The organism is Streptomyces sp. NPDC029044, from assembly GCF_040637495.1.
Lineage (GTDB): Bacteria > Actinomycetota > Actinomycetes > Streptomycetales > Streptomycetaceae > Streptomyces.
The window spans coordinates 147,958-163,415 of the sequence record NZ_JBEZWN010000004.1; the positions used below are offsets into that span (position 1 = coordinate 147,958).

The 15,458-nt window shown below is 68.9% G+C and carries 13 protein-coding genes and 2 pseudogenes; all 15 read right to left on the reverse strand.

What is annotated here, in order from left to right; all coding sequences use genetic code 11:
* Positions 1 to 87 precede the first annotated feature (87 nt).
* The gene (locus AB0E85_RS05635) at positions 88 to 756 is read right to left on the reverse strand and encodes a hypothetical protein (RefSeq protein ID WP_361922770.1); all 669 of its coding nucleotides are present in this window, start codon (positions 754 to 756) and stop codon (positions 88 to 90) included.
* Entirely contained in the window at positions 753 to 1,241 is a 489-nt protein-coding gene (locus AB0E85_RS05640; RefSeq protein ID WP_361922772.1) for a hypothetical protein, read from the reverse strand. Before AB0E85_RS05640 ends, AB0E85_RS05635 begins: the two co-directional genes overlap by 4 nt.
* Positions 1,238 to 2,005 carry a glycosyl hydrolase gene (locus AB0E85_RS05645; RefSeq protein WP_361922774.1) on the reverse strand — a complete coding sequence of 256 codons (768 nt, stop codon included), beginning with the start codon at positions 2,003 to 2,005 and terminating at the stop codon, positions 1,238 to 1,240. Before AB0E85_RS05645 ends, AB0E85_RS05640 begins: the two co-directional genes overlap by 4 nt.
* Complete coding sequence (locus AB0E85_RS05650; RefSeq protein WP_361922777.1) at positions 2,002 to 2,598, reverse strand: DUF4913 domain-containing protein; 597 nt, start codon at positions 2,596 to 2,598, stop codon at positions 2,002 to 2,004. Before AB0E85_RS05650 ends, AB0E85_RS05645 begins: the two co-directional genes overlap by 4 nt.
* Positions 2,599 to 2,751: 153 nt before the next feature.
* Positions 2,752 to 3,060, reverse strand: a complete 309-nt coding sequence (locus AB0E85_RS05655) for a hypothetical protein (RefSeq protein WP_361922780.1) — start codon at positions 3,058 to 3,060, stop codon at positions 2,752 to 2,754.
* Positions 3,061 to 3,372: 312 nt separating this feature from the next.
* Positions 3,373 to 3,651, reverse strand: a pseudogene (locus tag AB0E85_RS05660) (DNA cytosine methyltransferase); the annotation flags it as partial.
* A gap of 115 nt (positions 3,652 to 3,766) precedes the next feature.
* Positions 3,767 to 3,949: pseudogene (locus tag AB0E85_RS05665) on the reverse strand (DNA methyltransferase); the annotation flags it as partial.
* Position 3,950: 1 nt separating this feature from the next.
* The gene (locus AB0E85_RS05670) at positions 3,951 to 4,535 is read right to left on the reverse strand and encodes a hypothetical protein (protein WP_361922782.1); all 585 of its coding nucleotides are present in this window, start codon (positions 4,533 to 4,535) and stop codon (positions 3,951 to 3,953) included.
* Positions 4,536 to 4,605: 70 nt separating this feature from the next.
* Entirely contained in the window at positions 4,606 to 5,775 is a 1,170-nt protein-coding gene (locus AB0E85_RS05675; RefSeq protein WP_361922784.1) for a DnaB-like helicase N-terminal domain-containing protein, read from the reverse strand.
* Positions 5,772 to 6,017 (reverse strand): hypothetical protein, encoded by a 246-nt coding sequence (locus AB0E85_RS05680; RefSeq protein ID WP_361922787.1) that lies wholly within the window; start codon positions 6,015 to 6,017, stop codon positions 5,772 to 5,774. Before AB0E85_RS05680 ends, AB0E85_RS05675 begins: the two co-directional genes overlap by 4 nt.
* A 258-nt stretch (positions 6,018 to 6,275) precedes the next feature.
* The gene (locus tag AB0E85_RS05685; RefSeq protein ID WP_361922790.1) at positions 6,276 to 7,292 is read right to left on the reverse strand and encodes a hypothetical protein; all 1,017 of its coding nucleotides are present in this window, start codon (positions 7,290 to 7,292) and stop codon (positions 6,276 to 6,278) included.
* Entirely contained in the window at positions 7,289 to 9,073 is a 1,785-nt protein-coding gene (locus AB0E85_RS05690; protein WP_361922793.1) for a TraM recognition domain-containing protein, read from the reverse strand. Before AB0E85_RS05690 ends, AB0E85_RS05685 begins: the two co-directional genes overlap by 4 nt.
* A gap of 248 nt (positions 9,074 to 9,321) precedes the next feature.
* Entirely contained in the window at positions 9,322 to 9,777 is a 456-nt protein-coding gene (locus AB0E85_RS05695) for a hypothetical protein (protein WP_361922795.1), read from the reverse strand.
* 657 nt (positions 9,778 to 10,434) lie between these two features.
* Positions 10,435 to 11,802, reverse strand: coding sequence for a hypothetical protein (locus tag AB0E85_RS05700; RefSeq protein WP_361922798.1), 1,368 nt, complete (start codon positions 11,800 to 11,802; stop codon positions 10,435 to 10,437).
* Entirely contained in the window at positions 11,799 to 15,218 is a 3,420-nt protein-coding gene (locus tag AB0E85_RS05705) for an AAA domain-containing protein (protein ID WP_361922800.1), read from the reverse strand. The genes AB0E85_RS05700 and AB0E85_RS05705 overlap by 4 nt, the downstream gene beginning before the upstream one ends.
* Positions 15,219 to 15,458 lie beyond the last annotated feature (240 nt).

The window sequence follows — 15,458 nt, forward strand, 5'->3', positions numbered from 1 at the left end:
CGGTCGTCGCTCAGCGCCAAGGGGCCTCGACGCAGAACTTCTCGGCGACCAGGTGCGCGCCGGGCCGCTTCGCCCTGTCGTGGGGGTTCATTCGGCAGCGTCCATCCGGGTGAGCAGGGAGCGCACCAGGGTGGGCAGGCTGTCGGGGCCCTCGCCAATTCGGACGTGATCGGTTGCCTCACTGAGGACGTACGCGGCGTCTTCGAGGAGGCCGCTGGAGATCTCCATGCAGGCGTCGGTGATCCGGGAGGCGGCGAGCAGGGACCGAGAGAGCACCTCGACGTAGTGGCCGGGGCTGAGGTCGGCAGCCTTGGCGGCTGTGCGGATGGCGGCCAACTCCAGTGCGCTGAACGCGAAGTCGAACTCGTCGTCCTGGTCCGTTGGCGAGGGCGCGGCGAAGGCCGGGTCCGGCGGCTCGGCGGGCATGCCGACGCGCGTGCAGATCTGGTCGACGGAGGCGGTCAGCTCGGCGAGGGACTCGGTGAGCCAGCCGAGCGCGGAAGCGTAGGACGCCAGAGTGAACAGGCCGGCGGGGGTGGAAGGCAGCGGCTCCTCGACGACGAACTCTTCGAGTCGGTCGTTCAGTTCGCGGACAACCCGGGGACCGGCGGACAGCGCTCCGAGGACGGGATGCAGGTAGGAGCGGCCGGCGGAGGTGGGGTACTCGGTCGTCAGGACCTCCGAGATGCTCCGCGCGGCGTCGGTGAGCAGTCCGGCCAGTTCGGTGCGGTCGAGGGACGCACGGTCGGCGGTCATCGCATGGAGGCCTTTCGGGAGGCGGCCGGGGCGGCGGGGCTGGCTGCCGCCGGTGCGGTGGCCGGGAGGGACGCGGTCGGGTCGATCGCGTGGGGGGAGCGGGACCCGGCCGCCTGGACTCGGGCCTCGGCCGCCGCGTCGGTGTCGGCGGGCCGGTTGAGGCGGGTGCGGTTGGTGCGGAGCTGGGCCGTGCGGTAGACCGCGTAGTCCTCCCGGGCACCGGCCGCGACGAGGTAGATCTCGAGTTTGTGGGTCGAGGTGGGCGGGGCCGGGCGGAACTGGATGACCATCCGGTAGGAGACGCCCGGGTCGACGTAGACCTTGTGGAAGCCCGCGAGGCGACCGGTCAGCGGCAGGCAGTCGTCGCTGCCGTGGACCAGGTTCTGCAGTTCCAGCAGCGCCAGGTCGCGGATCTCGTCGGGGAGTTGACGCAGGTCCGCGATGGCGTCCGGGTGGGCGGCGAAGGCGAAGCGGGCGCGGCTCACATCGGCCTCCGGGGAGTCGGGCGCTGACCCCTTCCTGCCGACGGCGCGTTGCCCGTGTCGAGGCCGGCTTTCGGGATCGCGGAGGCACCCGACGACCGGGTGAGGGCGGCGCGGGTCAGCCGGGCGGCGGCCTCACCGCGGTAGTCCGGCGGCTGCGGCAGCGGACTGCCGCGGTCTTCCAGCCAGTGCCGGGCAGCGGCCTCGTCGGCGAAGGCGCCCTCGCGCATCGTGTACGTGTGGGCGTCGGGGTTCCCCTCTTCGAGGAAGACACGAATCGGTGCCTGAGCGGCGCTGGAGTCACGGGTCAACGTCCAGGTCTCGGACGGGGCGAAGTCCGAGGTCCAGCTGTCGAGGACCTTGGAACGAGAGCCTGACTCCCGGATCTGCCGCTCGACCCAGAGGGTGAGATCGTCGGCGGGCTTCAGGGAGTCCCCCTTGGCCTGGGCGATCCGCTCGGGCGGGCAGCCACGCTCGATCAGCCAGTTCTGGGCGAACGCCAGGCTGGCGTGGTTCGCGGTCTCGAAGGTGAACGTGCGCTCGCGTAGGTTCCGCGTGATCTTGATGGCAACGAGCGCCGGATCACCGGGGACGCCCCAGGTCATCGACCTGTCGTGGGCGACGAGGTAGCTGTGCGTCCCCTCCGGGGCGGTGTGGTGCTCGGCCAGCACGGTCAGGTCTGCGGCCCAGATGCTGCTCTCGGCGAGTTCGGAGGCGGCGTCGGCAGGCTCGAAGTCGGCGAGGTGGAATTCGGGTTCGGCTATCACCGGGTGGCTCCCGTCAGCTCGGGCGCCGGGGTGGCCAGCACGCGGTGGTTGGGCCGGGTCGGGCTCGTCGTGCATGCGGCGAAGGGGCCGTCGGGGGCACGGAGATGAACCACGGCCTGGTCGAGGTGGTCGCGGTGCCACGTCGAGGGACCGGAGAGGCCGGCCTCGGCGTCGGTGAGCTGCTGCCACGCGAGCCAGAGCGCGTGCAGCCGGGCAACGGCCTCGGGGTGCTCGTGCCACTGGTCGCACCACGGCCGGGTGGTGCTGATTTCCCGTCCGTAGACGGGCAGGAACAGGTGGTTCACCCAGTCGCTGAGCGCGGCCAGCTCGACGGCGTACGCCTCGCCGCCCAGGGCGAGGATGAACACCGAGGCCGGGGCGTCGGCCTTGTCGGCGTCGGCAGAGCCTGCCGCGGAGGTGTCCGCGGTGGGTTGAGGGGTGGAGACGGGCTCGGAGCCGAGGCGGTCCAGGATGACGCCGTGCTGGCGTACCTCCGCAATAGTCTTGGCGAGGGTGCTGGCGAGATCGTCGAGGTCGCCGTCGGGAACGCGGAACGGCTCGGGCTCGGGGGTGGCCTTGCTGGGGTCGGACATGGCGGATCCAAGTGAGTGAGCGAGCAGGGCGGGGGCGAGGTGCGGCGCGCTCTTCTGGAGGTCACGGCGGTGCTCCCTTCGCAGGTCGGCATGGGCAGGAGGATGCGGAGAATCCGCGATTTGGCGCGGCCCGAGAAACCGGGTAGTGGGGTGCTACGGGGCCGTGCAGCGGGGGCAGCGCGGGAAGGGAGGTGCCAGCAACTGCACGGCTCGGGCGGCCTGTTGGGGAACCACGCCGTTGCCGAGTGCGGTGAGCTGAGCCGGTCGGCCGAGTCCCGGAGTGGCGGTCACCCAGCCGGGGGCCAAGCCCTGCATCCACTCCACGAAGTCGGCGCGCAGGCGTCCCGCGGCGTCGGTGGGCGGCGGCGCGGGGCGGGTGAGGTTCTCCCACCGGGCGATGGCGGAGGCGTACGCTCCCCATCGCCCGTCGGTACTTCCGCTTCCGGGGCCGTCTCCGCCCACAGCGGCAGGACCACCGCTGACAGGGGCGGGCGCCAGCCCTTGCCCGGACGGCGGCCTGGTGTGCCGGTGTCGCTCGCCCTCGGGGTGGGCAGCAGCGACGCTGCCGCGCTCGACAGCGTCATGTCCCCGTTGCCGTGCCGCTGGTTCGGCGAGCCCTTGGTCCCGTCCGACGCCCTCGGCGTGGGCAGCAGCCACTCCACCTCGTCGGCCAGGTTCGGTCCGTGGCCGCCGCTCTTCCTTTTCGACGGGTGCTGGGAGCCGCCGTTCTTGCCGATGTTGCTCGTCGGGGTCTTGAGCAGGGTGCTCGGCGGGCCAGGCGGTGAGGAAGGTGCGCTCTCGACGATGGGGTGCTCCGACGTCGGAGGCACGAAGCACGAGCCACCTCGCGTCGTACCGGAGATCGGCCAGGGATCCGAGTACGGCACCAAGTGCCCGCACAGGAGGCTGGGTTGGGTCGTCTCCCAGACACCACGGGCAGAATTCCACGTCGCCAGGGGAACCGGCGGGCGAGGTGAGGAGACCTCGGACATTCTCGATCACCACCAAGCAGGGGCGGAGGGCCTCGACCGCACGGGCGACGTGCAGCCACAGCCCCGAGCGGGTATGGGGGTTGAGTCCGGCCCGGCGGCCGGCGACGGAGACGTCTTTGACAGGGGAAGCCGGCCGTCAGGACGCACACCCGAGGCACATCGGCCCAGTCGACGGCGGTGATGTCCCGCAGATTGGGCACGCCGGGCCAGTGCCGGGCCAGGATGCGCGCTGCGTCGGGGTTGATCTCGGCGTGCCAGGCCACGGCGCCGCCGAGCACGGTCTGGACCCCGAGGTCCAGACCGCCGTAACCCGAGCAGAGCGAGCCGATCAACGGCGTTCGCGCGGTGGTGGGTTCCATGTCACCGGCCACGTGCGATTCGGTCCGAGGGGGTCGCCGGGGCCGTGGTGATGTTGGGCGGCGGGTGCCCCGGAATATGCGCCGTGATCGCGGACCGGCTGCGGGCGGCCTGGAGCCGCGCGGTCGGGGGAGAGACCGTTGCCGACGCGGCGTACAGGGAGTTGGCCCCGTCGTGCAGGGCCGTGCCGGCGGTGGCGAGTGCTTCCTCCATCACCCGTACTGCTGCCTCCCGGGCATCCCTGGCTTCGGGCTGGTCGCGCAGGCTCTCGGTCTGGTTCAGGAAGGCGAGCTGGTGGGCCACCGCTCCCAGGGCGGAAGCCGCCTCGCCCGCGGGCTCGGCGGCGGCGGCGAAGTTGGTGATCACGCGAGCGGTGTGGGGCGCCTGGTCCTGGTCGGCGGCGCGGAAGAGGACCACGTCGCCCAGATCGGTGACCAGCTTTCCTAGTTCGGAGATCTGGCGTGCGACGGCGACGACATCGGGCGAGCGGTGGGGGTCTCCCGGCACCGGCAGCTTGCCGCGCTGGGCGTCGAAGGCAGAGGCCGTGGCGCGCAGGGCCAGGGCGTCGGAGAGCGGGGTGTTGTCCATGGGGCGTTCCAAGGTGGGGACGGTCGGATGGGCTGGGTTGGTTGGTGAGCGGGTGAGGGCGGAGGACGGCTCAGCCGTGGGTGCGCGAGGGCGGTCGTGCGGCTGATGATGTGGAGGCAAGGCTTGGGCGTTCCGAGGGCCGTGCGGCCGGTCGCGCCGTGCTGCGGGCGAGGGCGGCGTGGACCTGCGCGGTCGGGGGTCCCTCTGTCGGTGGCGCGGGCGGCGGCGCCGGAGCGGGGTGGCCGTTCGCGGTCTGCCAGCGGGCGCGCACGTTGTCGAGCGGCCCGAGCGCGTGCAGGGCGTGGCTGATGAGCCGTCCGGGGGCCAGGGTCTCGTTCTCGGCGAGGGTGCGGATGGCGCGGGCGGAGGCGGCGGCCGTACGGGCGACGGAAGAGCGCATGATCTGTTCGCCGAGCCACTCGGCGCTGCCGACGCCGACGCCGTCGCAGATGGCGGTGAGCTGTTCGGTGGTCAGAGTGCCGTCGGCGAGCAGACCGCGCCGCTGGGCTTCCCACAGCACGGTGATCCGGTCCATGGGTTCGCCGCGGTGGTGCAGCGCTCCCAGGCAGCGGTAGAGCTGGCCGTGGGCGGGGTCGGCGAAGTCGCCGGGGCGCAGCCAGCCGACGACTTCGTCCATCGCCTTCGGCCGCTCGACCAGGACCGCCAGCAGGATCTGCTCGTCCTCGGCGACCTGTTCCGCTCGTACCGACGGCGGCGCGACGGGAGCTGTGGGGGGCGGTGTCGTCGGGGCGACCGGGCGCGGTTCAGACCCCCAGCGGCGCGCGAGGTCTTCGAGCACCCCGGCCAGGACGTCCGCATGGTGCAGCGCTCCTTCCACCTCACCGCGGAGGGCGTCGGCGCGGGCTGCCTGGTGGAGGCGGATCGCGTGCGCGGTCACGCTGCGGTGGATCGCTCCCTCCAGCACCATCCGGCCGTACACCGGGGCGTGCTCGGGTCGCGGGCAGGCCGAAATCAGGATGTGGGGATACACGGCGGTCAGCCCTCGGACGTGGTTGCTGGCCTCGGCGACGGCGTCCGTCACCCAGGACAGCGGCACGCGTTCTCCGGTCGTCACGGCGGGATGGCTCTCGGTCCGGAGCTTGCGCAAGGCGGCGAACAGAGCCTGGTGGATGGGCCGGTAGAAGTGATCCGGCGCGAGCCAGTCCAGGTGCGCGAGCTGGCCGGGGTCGAGCAGCACCGAGCCGAGCACCGCCTGCTCGGCACTCAGCAGCGGGTTCATCGCCGCCGCCCGGGGCGGGGAGTCGGCGGGTCGTCCTGCTGCGAGCGGAGATCGGCGACGGCCTGGTCGGCGGCGGTCATCGCGTCGGCGAAGCGGTCCAGCTCGCCGGTGAACGTCGGATCGGTGGCGAGGATCGATCCGGAACCGGTGACCAGCCACCACTGGCCACCGCGTCGGACGACCGGTGACCGGGCGAGGCGTTCGGAACGCGCCAGAGGAGGGGACGGAGTGCGCGAGAACACGAGGGGACTCCTGAGCAGGTAGAGGGGAGGGGCAGGCTGTGAGGTCGAACGTCGGCCCGGACGGGGGTGCCGGAGCGGCAGGACCAGGGCGGGCAGGCGTCCGGATCGCCGTTCTCCAGTTCCGCGTCCGCGAGCACGTCGAAGATGTCGCCCTGACGTCCGGACCACTCGTGGGCGGTGACCGGTCGATCGGTGCCTGGTCCAGAGGCCGACGGCTGCGGTGCGGATACGCCTGGCCGGGCAGCGGCGTGCCCTCCTTCAGCGGCGACGGCCGCGGTCGAGAGCCGTCTGCGCGGACGCCGGGAGGGACGACGTGGCGGGCGATGGGGTGTGCGGTGCGGGGCGGTGGGGTGTCGTGGTGCGCGTGGTGGCGGCTCGGACTCGTGGGGAGGTGCCGTTGGTGTGCTGGAGGGCGTTGGCGGTGTCGGTGAAGCGGCGCCAGGCGTAGTCGGAGCGGTCCGCGGTCCAGGCCGGCGCCCGGGCGACGAGGGCTTCGGCGAGGGCGGCGACGTCGTTCTCGGGTGCGGTGCCGCGTGCGAGGAGGGGGCCGGCGGGGGACCACAGGTCGATGCGCCATTCGTCGCCGAGCCGGACGGCGGTGACGAAGCCGTCCTCGGGTGCCGGCTGGTAGGTCCACATGTGGGCGTGGACTGTCCAGCCGGGTCCGGCGAAGGCGGGTGGGGCGGGCTCGGGCAGCGGTTCGGGTGTGCCGACCTTGAACAGGTCGAGCAGCGGTCCGTCGTTGAGAGCCGCGTCCATGAGCCGCAGCGCGTCGTCCGTGGAGACGTCCTGGCGTCCCTTGAGCGCGGCCAGGACGGTGCGCAGGGTGCTGAGGTGTTCCCGGGCGTCGCCGGGGTCGAGCCGGTCCTCGGCAGGACCGTCCTGGCGTAGCCAGTGCCGCACCGACGCCGCCTGGGACCGCAGCGATTCGATGTCCCTGGCGGAGAGCCGTTCCGGCAGGTGTTCGACGCGGTGGATCAACTGCCAGTAGGGCTTCAGGTGTTCGCTGACGACGTGGCGGGCTATGCGGTCGATCTGGGGGCGGAAGCCGGCCACGGCCCCGGCGCGGACTTGGTCGTCGTGGTGGCGTAGATCGGTGAGCAGGCGCATGTAGGCGTCGCGGGTGTCGATCCGGTCGCGGACGGCGGACTCGTAGGCCCGGTTGAGGAGTTCCAGATCCGACAGTTCCTGTGCACCGGACTCGGGGTGGTGGGCTGCTTCGCGCCGGAGGGCGGCGACGCGTTCGGCGGCGGCGACGTCCCAGACCCCGCTCATGCCGCACGCCCGAGGCCGGAGTTGTTCGCCATCGCGAGTGCGCGGTCGGTGATGGTGGCCGTGGCGGCGGCGGAGGCAGGTGCGATGGTCTTCGCCGACGGCTCCTTGTACCAGGGCTTGAGGTCGAGCAGCGCGATGCGTAGGCCGGTGGCCAGGAGCAGTGCCTTGCCCTTGGGCAGCGCACGGATCGCGTCGGGGGCGAGGATCCGCTCCGTGCGCATGGACACGGACGTCGACTTGCCGCTGTCGGAGCGGGAGACGGAGATGGTCCGCACCTCGTGCTCCCCGATCGCGCGGCTCAGCTTGTCGGCGAAGTCGATGTCGTCGATGCCGGAGCCGACGATCTTGACTGTGGCGGCGCTCCAGAGCGCGTCCATGCCGGCCTCGCCCCAGCACCGCTGGCCCTGCCGGTAGGACTGCAGGATCGTCATCGGGATCACGCCCCGTGAGCCCAGGTGGCTGTACAGGTCGGGGAGATCGGAGATCTTGCACACGTTGGCGGCCTCGTCGAGGACGCACAGGGCAGGCGGGTCGAGCCGCCCGCCGGAGCGCTCGGCGACGACCACGGCCGCGCGCATCACCGCGTCGGCCGCCGCCGCGATGATCGCCGATGCCGAGCCGCCGCCGTCCTTGCTGAGCAGGTACAACGTGTCGCGGGAGGTGGCGAACGCGGAGGGCTTGAACTCGGGAAGACGCTTGTCGGGTGTGACCCAGGCGGCGACGTCCGGGTCGAGCAGGCAGCTCGCGTACTGCCGCGCGGTCTCATAGATGCCGTCCCGCGTTTCCGTGGCCCCGCTGACGGTGCCCTGGAGCTGGGCGGCGACCGCCTCGTGGCCGGCATCGGTGAGCAGGTCCACCGGAGTGCGGTCAGCGGGGGAGGCAAGCCAGGCCAGGACATCGGTGATCGGGCGCCGGTGGCTCGCGGCGGCCAGAAACAGCGCGCCCAGCGTGTTGCTCGCGGCGGTGGACCAGAAGTCGGCACCGCTGGACTCGTCGACGCTGGCGGCGACGAAGTGCCCGGCCAAACGTTTCGCCCCAGCCAGGTCGCGGGCGTCGGCCAGGATGTCCCACCACATCTCGCGCGGGTGGTGGGCGATCTGCTGCGGGTCGAGCGTCCAGATCGTGCCGACCTCGGCGCGGGCGCCCACCGTCGCGGTGAAGGCGTCGTTCGCCGCCTTGTTCGAGGTCAGCAGTACCGGGCCGGGAGCGGCGAGGATCGCGGGGATCGCCAGCCCTGACGTCTTGCCGGAGCGCGGGGCCATGATCGCGACGATCACGTCCTCCCAGGAGGCGCGGACCTCGGCCCGGCCCGGGGAGTGCGTGCCGACGAGGATCCCGCGGTCCGCGGGAGCGACCTCCTTTGGTTTGAGGCCGGACAGGCTCGGCCGCAGGCTCTTCGCCTTGGCGGCGATCTCCTTGTTCATCAGAGGGGCGAGATCCCGCCTTCGGGCGAGGCCGTTCTTCGCACCGCCGCGCAGCCGCAGCCACACAACCAGGCCGGTGACGGTGAGACAGACGGAGAGCAGCCCAGGAACGAGCCGCGCGCCGAGCAGCAGAGCGGTGTGGCTCAGGTGCGGCCACAGCGCGTCGGGGTGCAGCAGCGCATTGGTGGCCTCGAACGGCGCCCAACGGCCGGCGCCGACGAGGGCGTTGGTGAGGTTGCCGGTTAGCCAGGCGAGGGAGCCGAAGGCGATGCCGACGCCGAGGACGCCGAACAGGAGGTAGAGGAGCGCGTCGGAGCCGGTGGTGGTCGAGGGCGCGCTGGTACGCGGGGCGGGCATGGCGGGTCCAAGGAGGGAGAGCGGACAGGGCGAGGCGGGGCGCGCGGCGCTCTTCTGGTGGTCATCGGGGTAGCTCCTGTTCCGGGAAGGGGGCGGCAGTCGAGGTCAGGCCGAGGTCATCGGGTGCGCGGTAACCGGGGCGATCGGGCGCTGGCAGCTGGTTCGGATGTCGCGCCGGAGGACGGCGTGGCCCGCTGGGTGGCGGCTTGCGGGGTGGTGGCCAGCAAGCGGTGGCGTTGGCCGTGTCCTCAAAACTGCTGGAGACCGGCGTGCTTGAGGAGCGTGGCGGACAAGTCGTCACTGGCGTCCTTCGCCGAGACACTGCCGCTGGGTTCGATGTTGATGGTGATGCAGGGGGGCAGGCACGTGGGTCTCCTGGGCGCGGGGTGTTGGGCGTGGGGCCGGGGCAGGTGGCCGAGTTCGCAGGCGATGCGGTGGCACTCAGTCTGCAGTTGGAAGGCGTCGCGGTAAGCGTGGTGCACGCCGCCGTTCTCGCGGACGAGGATGGCCACGACGTGCACCAAGCGGGACTGGTTGCGCACGACGTCTAACCGGCAGGCGTCCGGGGCGACGCCGGTGGTTACCACTACCCGGCGGCCCACCTGGGCCCAGGTCAGGTCGGAGCGGACCGAGCAGACCCACACCGGCCGCTCGGGCATGCGGGCCCCGAGGCGCTCGACGGGTGCGTCGACGACGTGGACCACTTACGGCGGGCGTCGAGCTGGGCGAGCATCTCGATCGGGGTCCCGTGGGTTGTCCCGCGATCAGGCGAGGGTTGGTCTGGTTGCCGCGCTCGCCCGGTCCGTACAGACACGTGAACAGACTCGCGGTATGGCTGGCGCGCTGCAGGTGGGCGATCACGACGTCTACCTCGAAGGGGGTGGCGAACGGGAACCCGGGTGGCCGGGCCTTCAGGGAGAGAGGATCCGCAGAATCCGCCACTTGGCCCGGCCGGAGATGGCTGGTAGACGCCCCGAGTCAATTCGGCTTGTCGAGGCCGTGATCGTAGGCGAAGTCCGCGCTGGCGAAGCGGGAGAAGTAGGCGTCGTTGTGCAGCAAGGGCACAGCGGCCGTCCTGGCGGATGCCGGCGGCGCCGATGTGGAGTCCGTCGGTCGTGGCGCGCAAGGGCCGCCGGCCGGCTCGATGCCGGTGACGTCGAGGACCTCGCGCGTCAGCTCGAACCAGTCTTCGTCGTCGTGCTTGGGCCGGTAGCGAGATTGGGAACTGTTCCTTTTATGTCCCGACAGGCTGAAAAGTCATTACGGTGGCTGGTGTGTGACTGAGCTGGCTAGTGTGATCCGGGAAGCGAGTGAGGCGACCCATCGCCGTCGCCGACGATGGTGTGCGGTGCTCGGTCAGGCTACGGCTTGGCGTCAGTCTCTAGCACTTCGACGTACTGCCTGTATGCCTTATCGACTTCGCTCGGGATCTGCACGAGCGTGCCTTCCTCCATACGGAAGGTCCGGTTCGGGTCGCCTTTGAAGGAGAGCCAGTTAAAGCTGGTGTTAATCCAGATCCCGTCGTAGATCAGGATCTTGGCGTGGGTGTTGTTCAGCCGCACGAAGTGGAACCTGTTTTCGTAGCGCTGGGCAAGGTTGCGCAGCTTTTGAAGTACCCACTCGTCGCTGCCTCGGTCGTCGGGACCGATGCCATGGCCGATGTGAATCTCGACGCCGGCACGTAGCCGACGCTCAAGCCGCTCTATGAAGTGGGTGTTGACAACACCACCCTTGACCCACGGGGAGATGATGAGGATCCGCTTGCGGGCTGAGTCGAGCGCAGCGGTCAGGTGATCGGGGTGCTCCAACATACTGACGCTCCGGACGGGGATCTCCGTCACCGTCTGCGGTGCTTCGGTCGCAGGGGTGCGTCCGTCGGGCGTCTTCACACCGCCCTGAACGAGTGCCTCGATCTGTTCGGCCGGGACACGCACCTCTTCGAGCTCCGGGCTGAGCGTTGGCCGGGGCTCGGGCTGACCGACCTGGAACCCCAGCTTCTCGGAGGCGCCAATGGCCGCAAGCTCGAGCCCATGCGCCGACTGGAGCTCGCCATCGATGCACAGTTCCAGTTCAGCCTCGCCCTGCTCGGGGTTGCCGTAGACGAGAAGTTGTGCCGGCAAGTAGAGGTGCTGAGTCTGGGACGCGATCTTACGGATGCGGAGGATCTCGATAAGCCGCTCGCGGTCCTCGCGGTGGCGGATCAGCTCATTGAACTGTTCGACCGTGAGGTCCGTCAATGCGACGCTGGATTGCTTCTTACGCGGGAGCAGGAGGTAACCACGTTCCTCCGCCACCTTCTTCTTGATCAAGCTGATCTGCGCGTAGTTCTTGATGCTCCAGACGATGCGGTCGAACGGGACGGGCAGCTGCTTCAACACCGGCTGGATGGCCACGACGTTGCGAGCAACCTCCATCCCCTGCGCTGTCAGGGCGAGACGCCCGTCGCTCCGGCGGATGTTGCCTTCGCTGACCTGCTCAGCGGTGGCGTTGAGCACCTGCTCGTGTTCAAGCCCGAGCAGCGCCGCCAGTTTATCGATCGTCTGCACGCCCTCGTATACGAACTGGATGATGAACTCGTCGAGCAGCGGCAGTTGCTTGCGCTCCTGGGCAAGCACGTCCACGCGGAGGACTGTGACGGGCACGGCGGCCTCGACGAGCCCGAGCAGCTCCAGTCCAGGCCTCTGGTTCCCGAACCGCCGCCGGATCTGTTCTGACGCGGTGAGGCTCATCGGTCAGCCATCCTGATCTCGCAGTCATCGGGGTGCGTCTCGATGTAGGACAGCACGTTTCGAAGGGCGCCGGGCGTGCCCTTGATGAACCCGGCGTCGCCGACGATGGTCAGGCCATACCTAGCGCGGGAGAGCGCGACGTTGATACGGCGCCAGTAGTCCGCACCAAGGAAACCGAGCTGCCCGGCACTGTTACTTCGGGTGATCGAGAGCATGGCGACGTCGGACTCGCGACCCTGAACCGCATCAACCGACATCACGGTTATGGCGAGATAGGGGAGCCGCTGGCGCATTGCGGCGAGCTGCACGTTCAGCTCCGTCACCTGACTGACGTAGGGCGCGATCACCAGCACGTCCAAGGGTGTGCCGGATTTCGCAGGCTGAATGAGGTTATGTTCGATGGCCTTGTTCAGCACCTTGAGCCGGTCGGTGAGCACGCGCACTTCAGCGCGGTTGGCGTAGCTGGTCGCAGTGCCCTGCGGCGCTGACTCGCGACGCTGTCCGCCGAGCGACGACGTGTCAATCCACAGGACGGGTTTGCCGTACGCCTGGACGTAGCCCGATAGACCGGTCTGCCGGTGCGAGACCAGCTCACCGCCGTAGAAGCAGGAACTGATCATATCGCCGATGGGGCGGATCATGCGGTACTGCTGGTTCAGCAGGATCTGGGAGTGCTCCGGCAGGTGGGTGGCGAGCCGCTGGAAGAGCGTCTCTTGGATGTCCGCCTTGGTGAGCTGGTGCTCATCGAGGAGCTCCTTACTGCGCAGCAGCTCTTCATCGGTAGGCGGCAACTGGTTGGTATCACCGACGAAGATCCAGCGGCTGGCCCGAGAAACTGGGACCAGCGCCTCAGTCAGCGTCGCCCGCGATGCCTCGTCAACAATGCACACGTCGATGTCGAGATGGCGCACAGCAGGATGACGAAGGAAGCCCGTACAAGTGCCAGCGATGACGCTGACCTGATCCAGGAACGTTGCCGTGAGGCGCTGGTCGGATGCGATTCGCTGGAGCCACTGACCTTGAAGCCGAAGGTGCGTCAGCAGTGCCCGCGACTCGGTGCCTTCGCCCACGAGAGCGTCGACCGCGTGGAGTGCCTCCTCCGACGACATGCTGAGCGATAACGTCAGATCGCCGGCGAGAGCTGCTTGGGCTTCCTCGAAGAGTTCATCGCGGAGGTCAATCAGCGCGTCGACACGTTCCTGTACTGAAGTGGTTGAGTCGGACGCCCCCAGCGCGGTCGTGAGCTCCGTCTGCTCGGGAAGTTCCTCTTCTTCCACGACCCGCGATTGCAATGCCCGGATCTCACGGACGGTCGTCGCTAGCTGCTGCAGCGCGAGCGCTGCCCGCAGGTGTGATCCCGATATACCGGCAGCCTCGGCCTGCGCGCTGAGGTACGACTCCGCCTTACGACGGACGGATTGCGCCCACTTCCTCATCTGTGCGTCCAGCAGAAGGTGGCGCACCGGCTCGCTTACCCGACTTTGATCTGCGCTGGCCAGACGGACCAGGCGGACGAAGCCGCCCTGATCGAGCTTCTCAAGGGCGTTATCGACCGCAACGTTCGTCTGGGAGGCGATGAGAACGCGGGCATCAGGCTTGGCGAGCAGGCACTGCTCCACCAGCTCAGCGATGAAGCTTGTCTTGCCAGTACCTGGCGGGCCTTGCACCAGGTACACATCCTTGGCGCCGAGCGCTGTGCTGACTGCTTCCTGTTTACGCTGATCAAGGTCGCGACTCCAGTCGGTCACCTCAACTGGAGTCGGTGCCGAGGCAGTCTCCGGTTGTAGCAACAACTCCCGCAGCTCCGGCCGTGCCGCCGTACCGCTCTTGACTGACATGACGGCTTCGCGCTGGCGTCCGATGGCCACTTCGTCCGGCCCGATGTGGGGGATGAGCACACCGCGATCTGGGATGCTCTCCCACCGATTGCCAAGAATGACGACGGTGTCTCCATCGTGTTCGACGACCTCGCCCCAACCGAAACGACGGTCGGTGTACTGGTCCTTTACGCGCCACTCGGTGTTGATGAGGTCTTGCTCGACCGGTTCCGCAAGTGTGAAGGTCGCCTCGCGCCTTCGGACCTTGAGAGCTTTGTATGGGAGAGGCTTTTTCTCACCGCGCGCCAGCTCTTCACGGGCAGTCAGAATCCGAAGCCAGGTATCGAAGAGGTCGTCGCCCGCTCGATCAACCGTGCCAGCAGCGATCTGCTCGGCCTTCTCAGCGTAAAATTCGTCAAGTCCATGGATCAAGTCGGCCATCGCCTGTTTGGCAGCCTCGAGGTTCGCAGGCCGATGAAACGTCCACGAGTAGCTCTTCGGCAGGAGGAGCCCTCGGCGCCGGTATCCCTCCAGCGCGTCCAGTTCCATCTGCCGCGCTGACACCATCACGGCACCGTCCGCGTCAGACTTGATGTTGAAGCGCCACGAGTCGCCGATGATGAAGATGCTGTCGCGCTGCGGTTCTCCCGAATCGCGGTCGAGCAGGAACGTTGCGTGCACGTCTCCGGTGAGGTTGGCCTGAACGACGGCCTGAGCCTCCAAGCGCTTCTCGGGCGCGCCGGTCAGGCCTGCTGCCGCCTTGCCCGTGATGCGCAGCCAGATCGGTTTTGGTGATGCCGCCGCTGCGTTCGTGACGCGGTACTTCTGAGCGGCGGTGAGCGCTGCGAGCAGGTCGCTCGCGTTCTTCGGGCGGTCGCCCGGAACACGTGCCACACAGGCGGTCAGGATTCGTCGGATTTCCGGCGGAACCCCGATGTCCAGGACGGCCTGCTCGACGTCATCCCATGTCTTGAGGCGCGAGGGGCTCATGCACTGAATCAGAAGGACACCGAGAGAGTAGACGTCACGTACGTAGCGGATGTCGGCATTGATCTCGGGTGGTGCATAAGGCCGTGAGTGCCAGTCGGCGACCGTGTTGGTGGTCTCCTCGAAGTCGCCCCGGATCTTGGAGATGCCGAAGTCCGCCAACATCGGAACCCCGCTGAATGTGATCAGGATGTTCGCTGGCTTCAGATCTCGATGCTCAACCTGCTTGAGGTGGGTGTACGCCATCGCATCGACGATGGGGAGCGCGATCTCTTTCGCGAGGCGATCCCACGATTGCCATGGGCCAGCGTCCGCAAGCAGGTCGTCGAGGTTGCGTTCAACCCAGTCCAGCACGATGTAGTAGTTGCCGGTCTCGTCGATGCCTGAGTCGCGGTAGGGAACGATATTGGGGTGCGACAGGTCCTTGAGCGTGCGCCGCTCGCGCTCAAAAACTCGCTGGCTCAGTTCGTCGGCCTGGCTATTGATAAACTTCACGGCCACAAAGGAGCCGTCGCGCCTGTCGATCCCCTTACGAACAACGCCGAAGCTTCCGGTGCGAGAACCGACTTCAAGCAGGGTGAAGTGCTCCCCGACCTGGTCTCGTGCTGACACGTTCGCCCCTCCCCGAAGACGACCACACCCATCCTTCGGGCTGCAGGCCAGATCATTTCATTCCATGGAGTACCGGCACAACTGGCCGGAACGCGGGGCCTGTCCGCGAGCAGCGGCACCACGGCCGCGGATGCCGCCGACACCGCGAATGCCACCCTCGGCGTCGGCTCGGCGACGGACACTGGCCGCGGCCAGGTTCTCAACCTCGGCAACCAAGTCGGCTACCGCGGCGACCGGCGA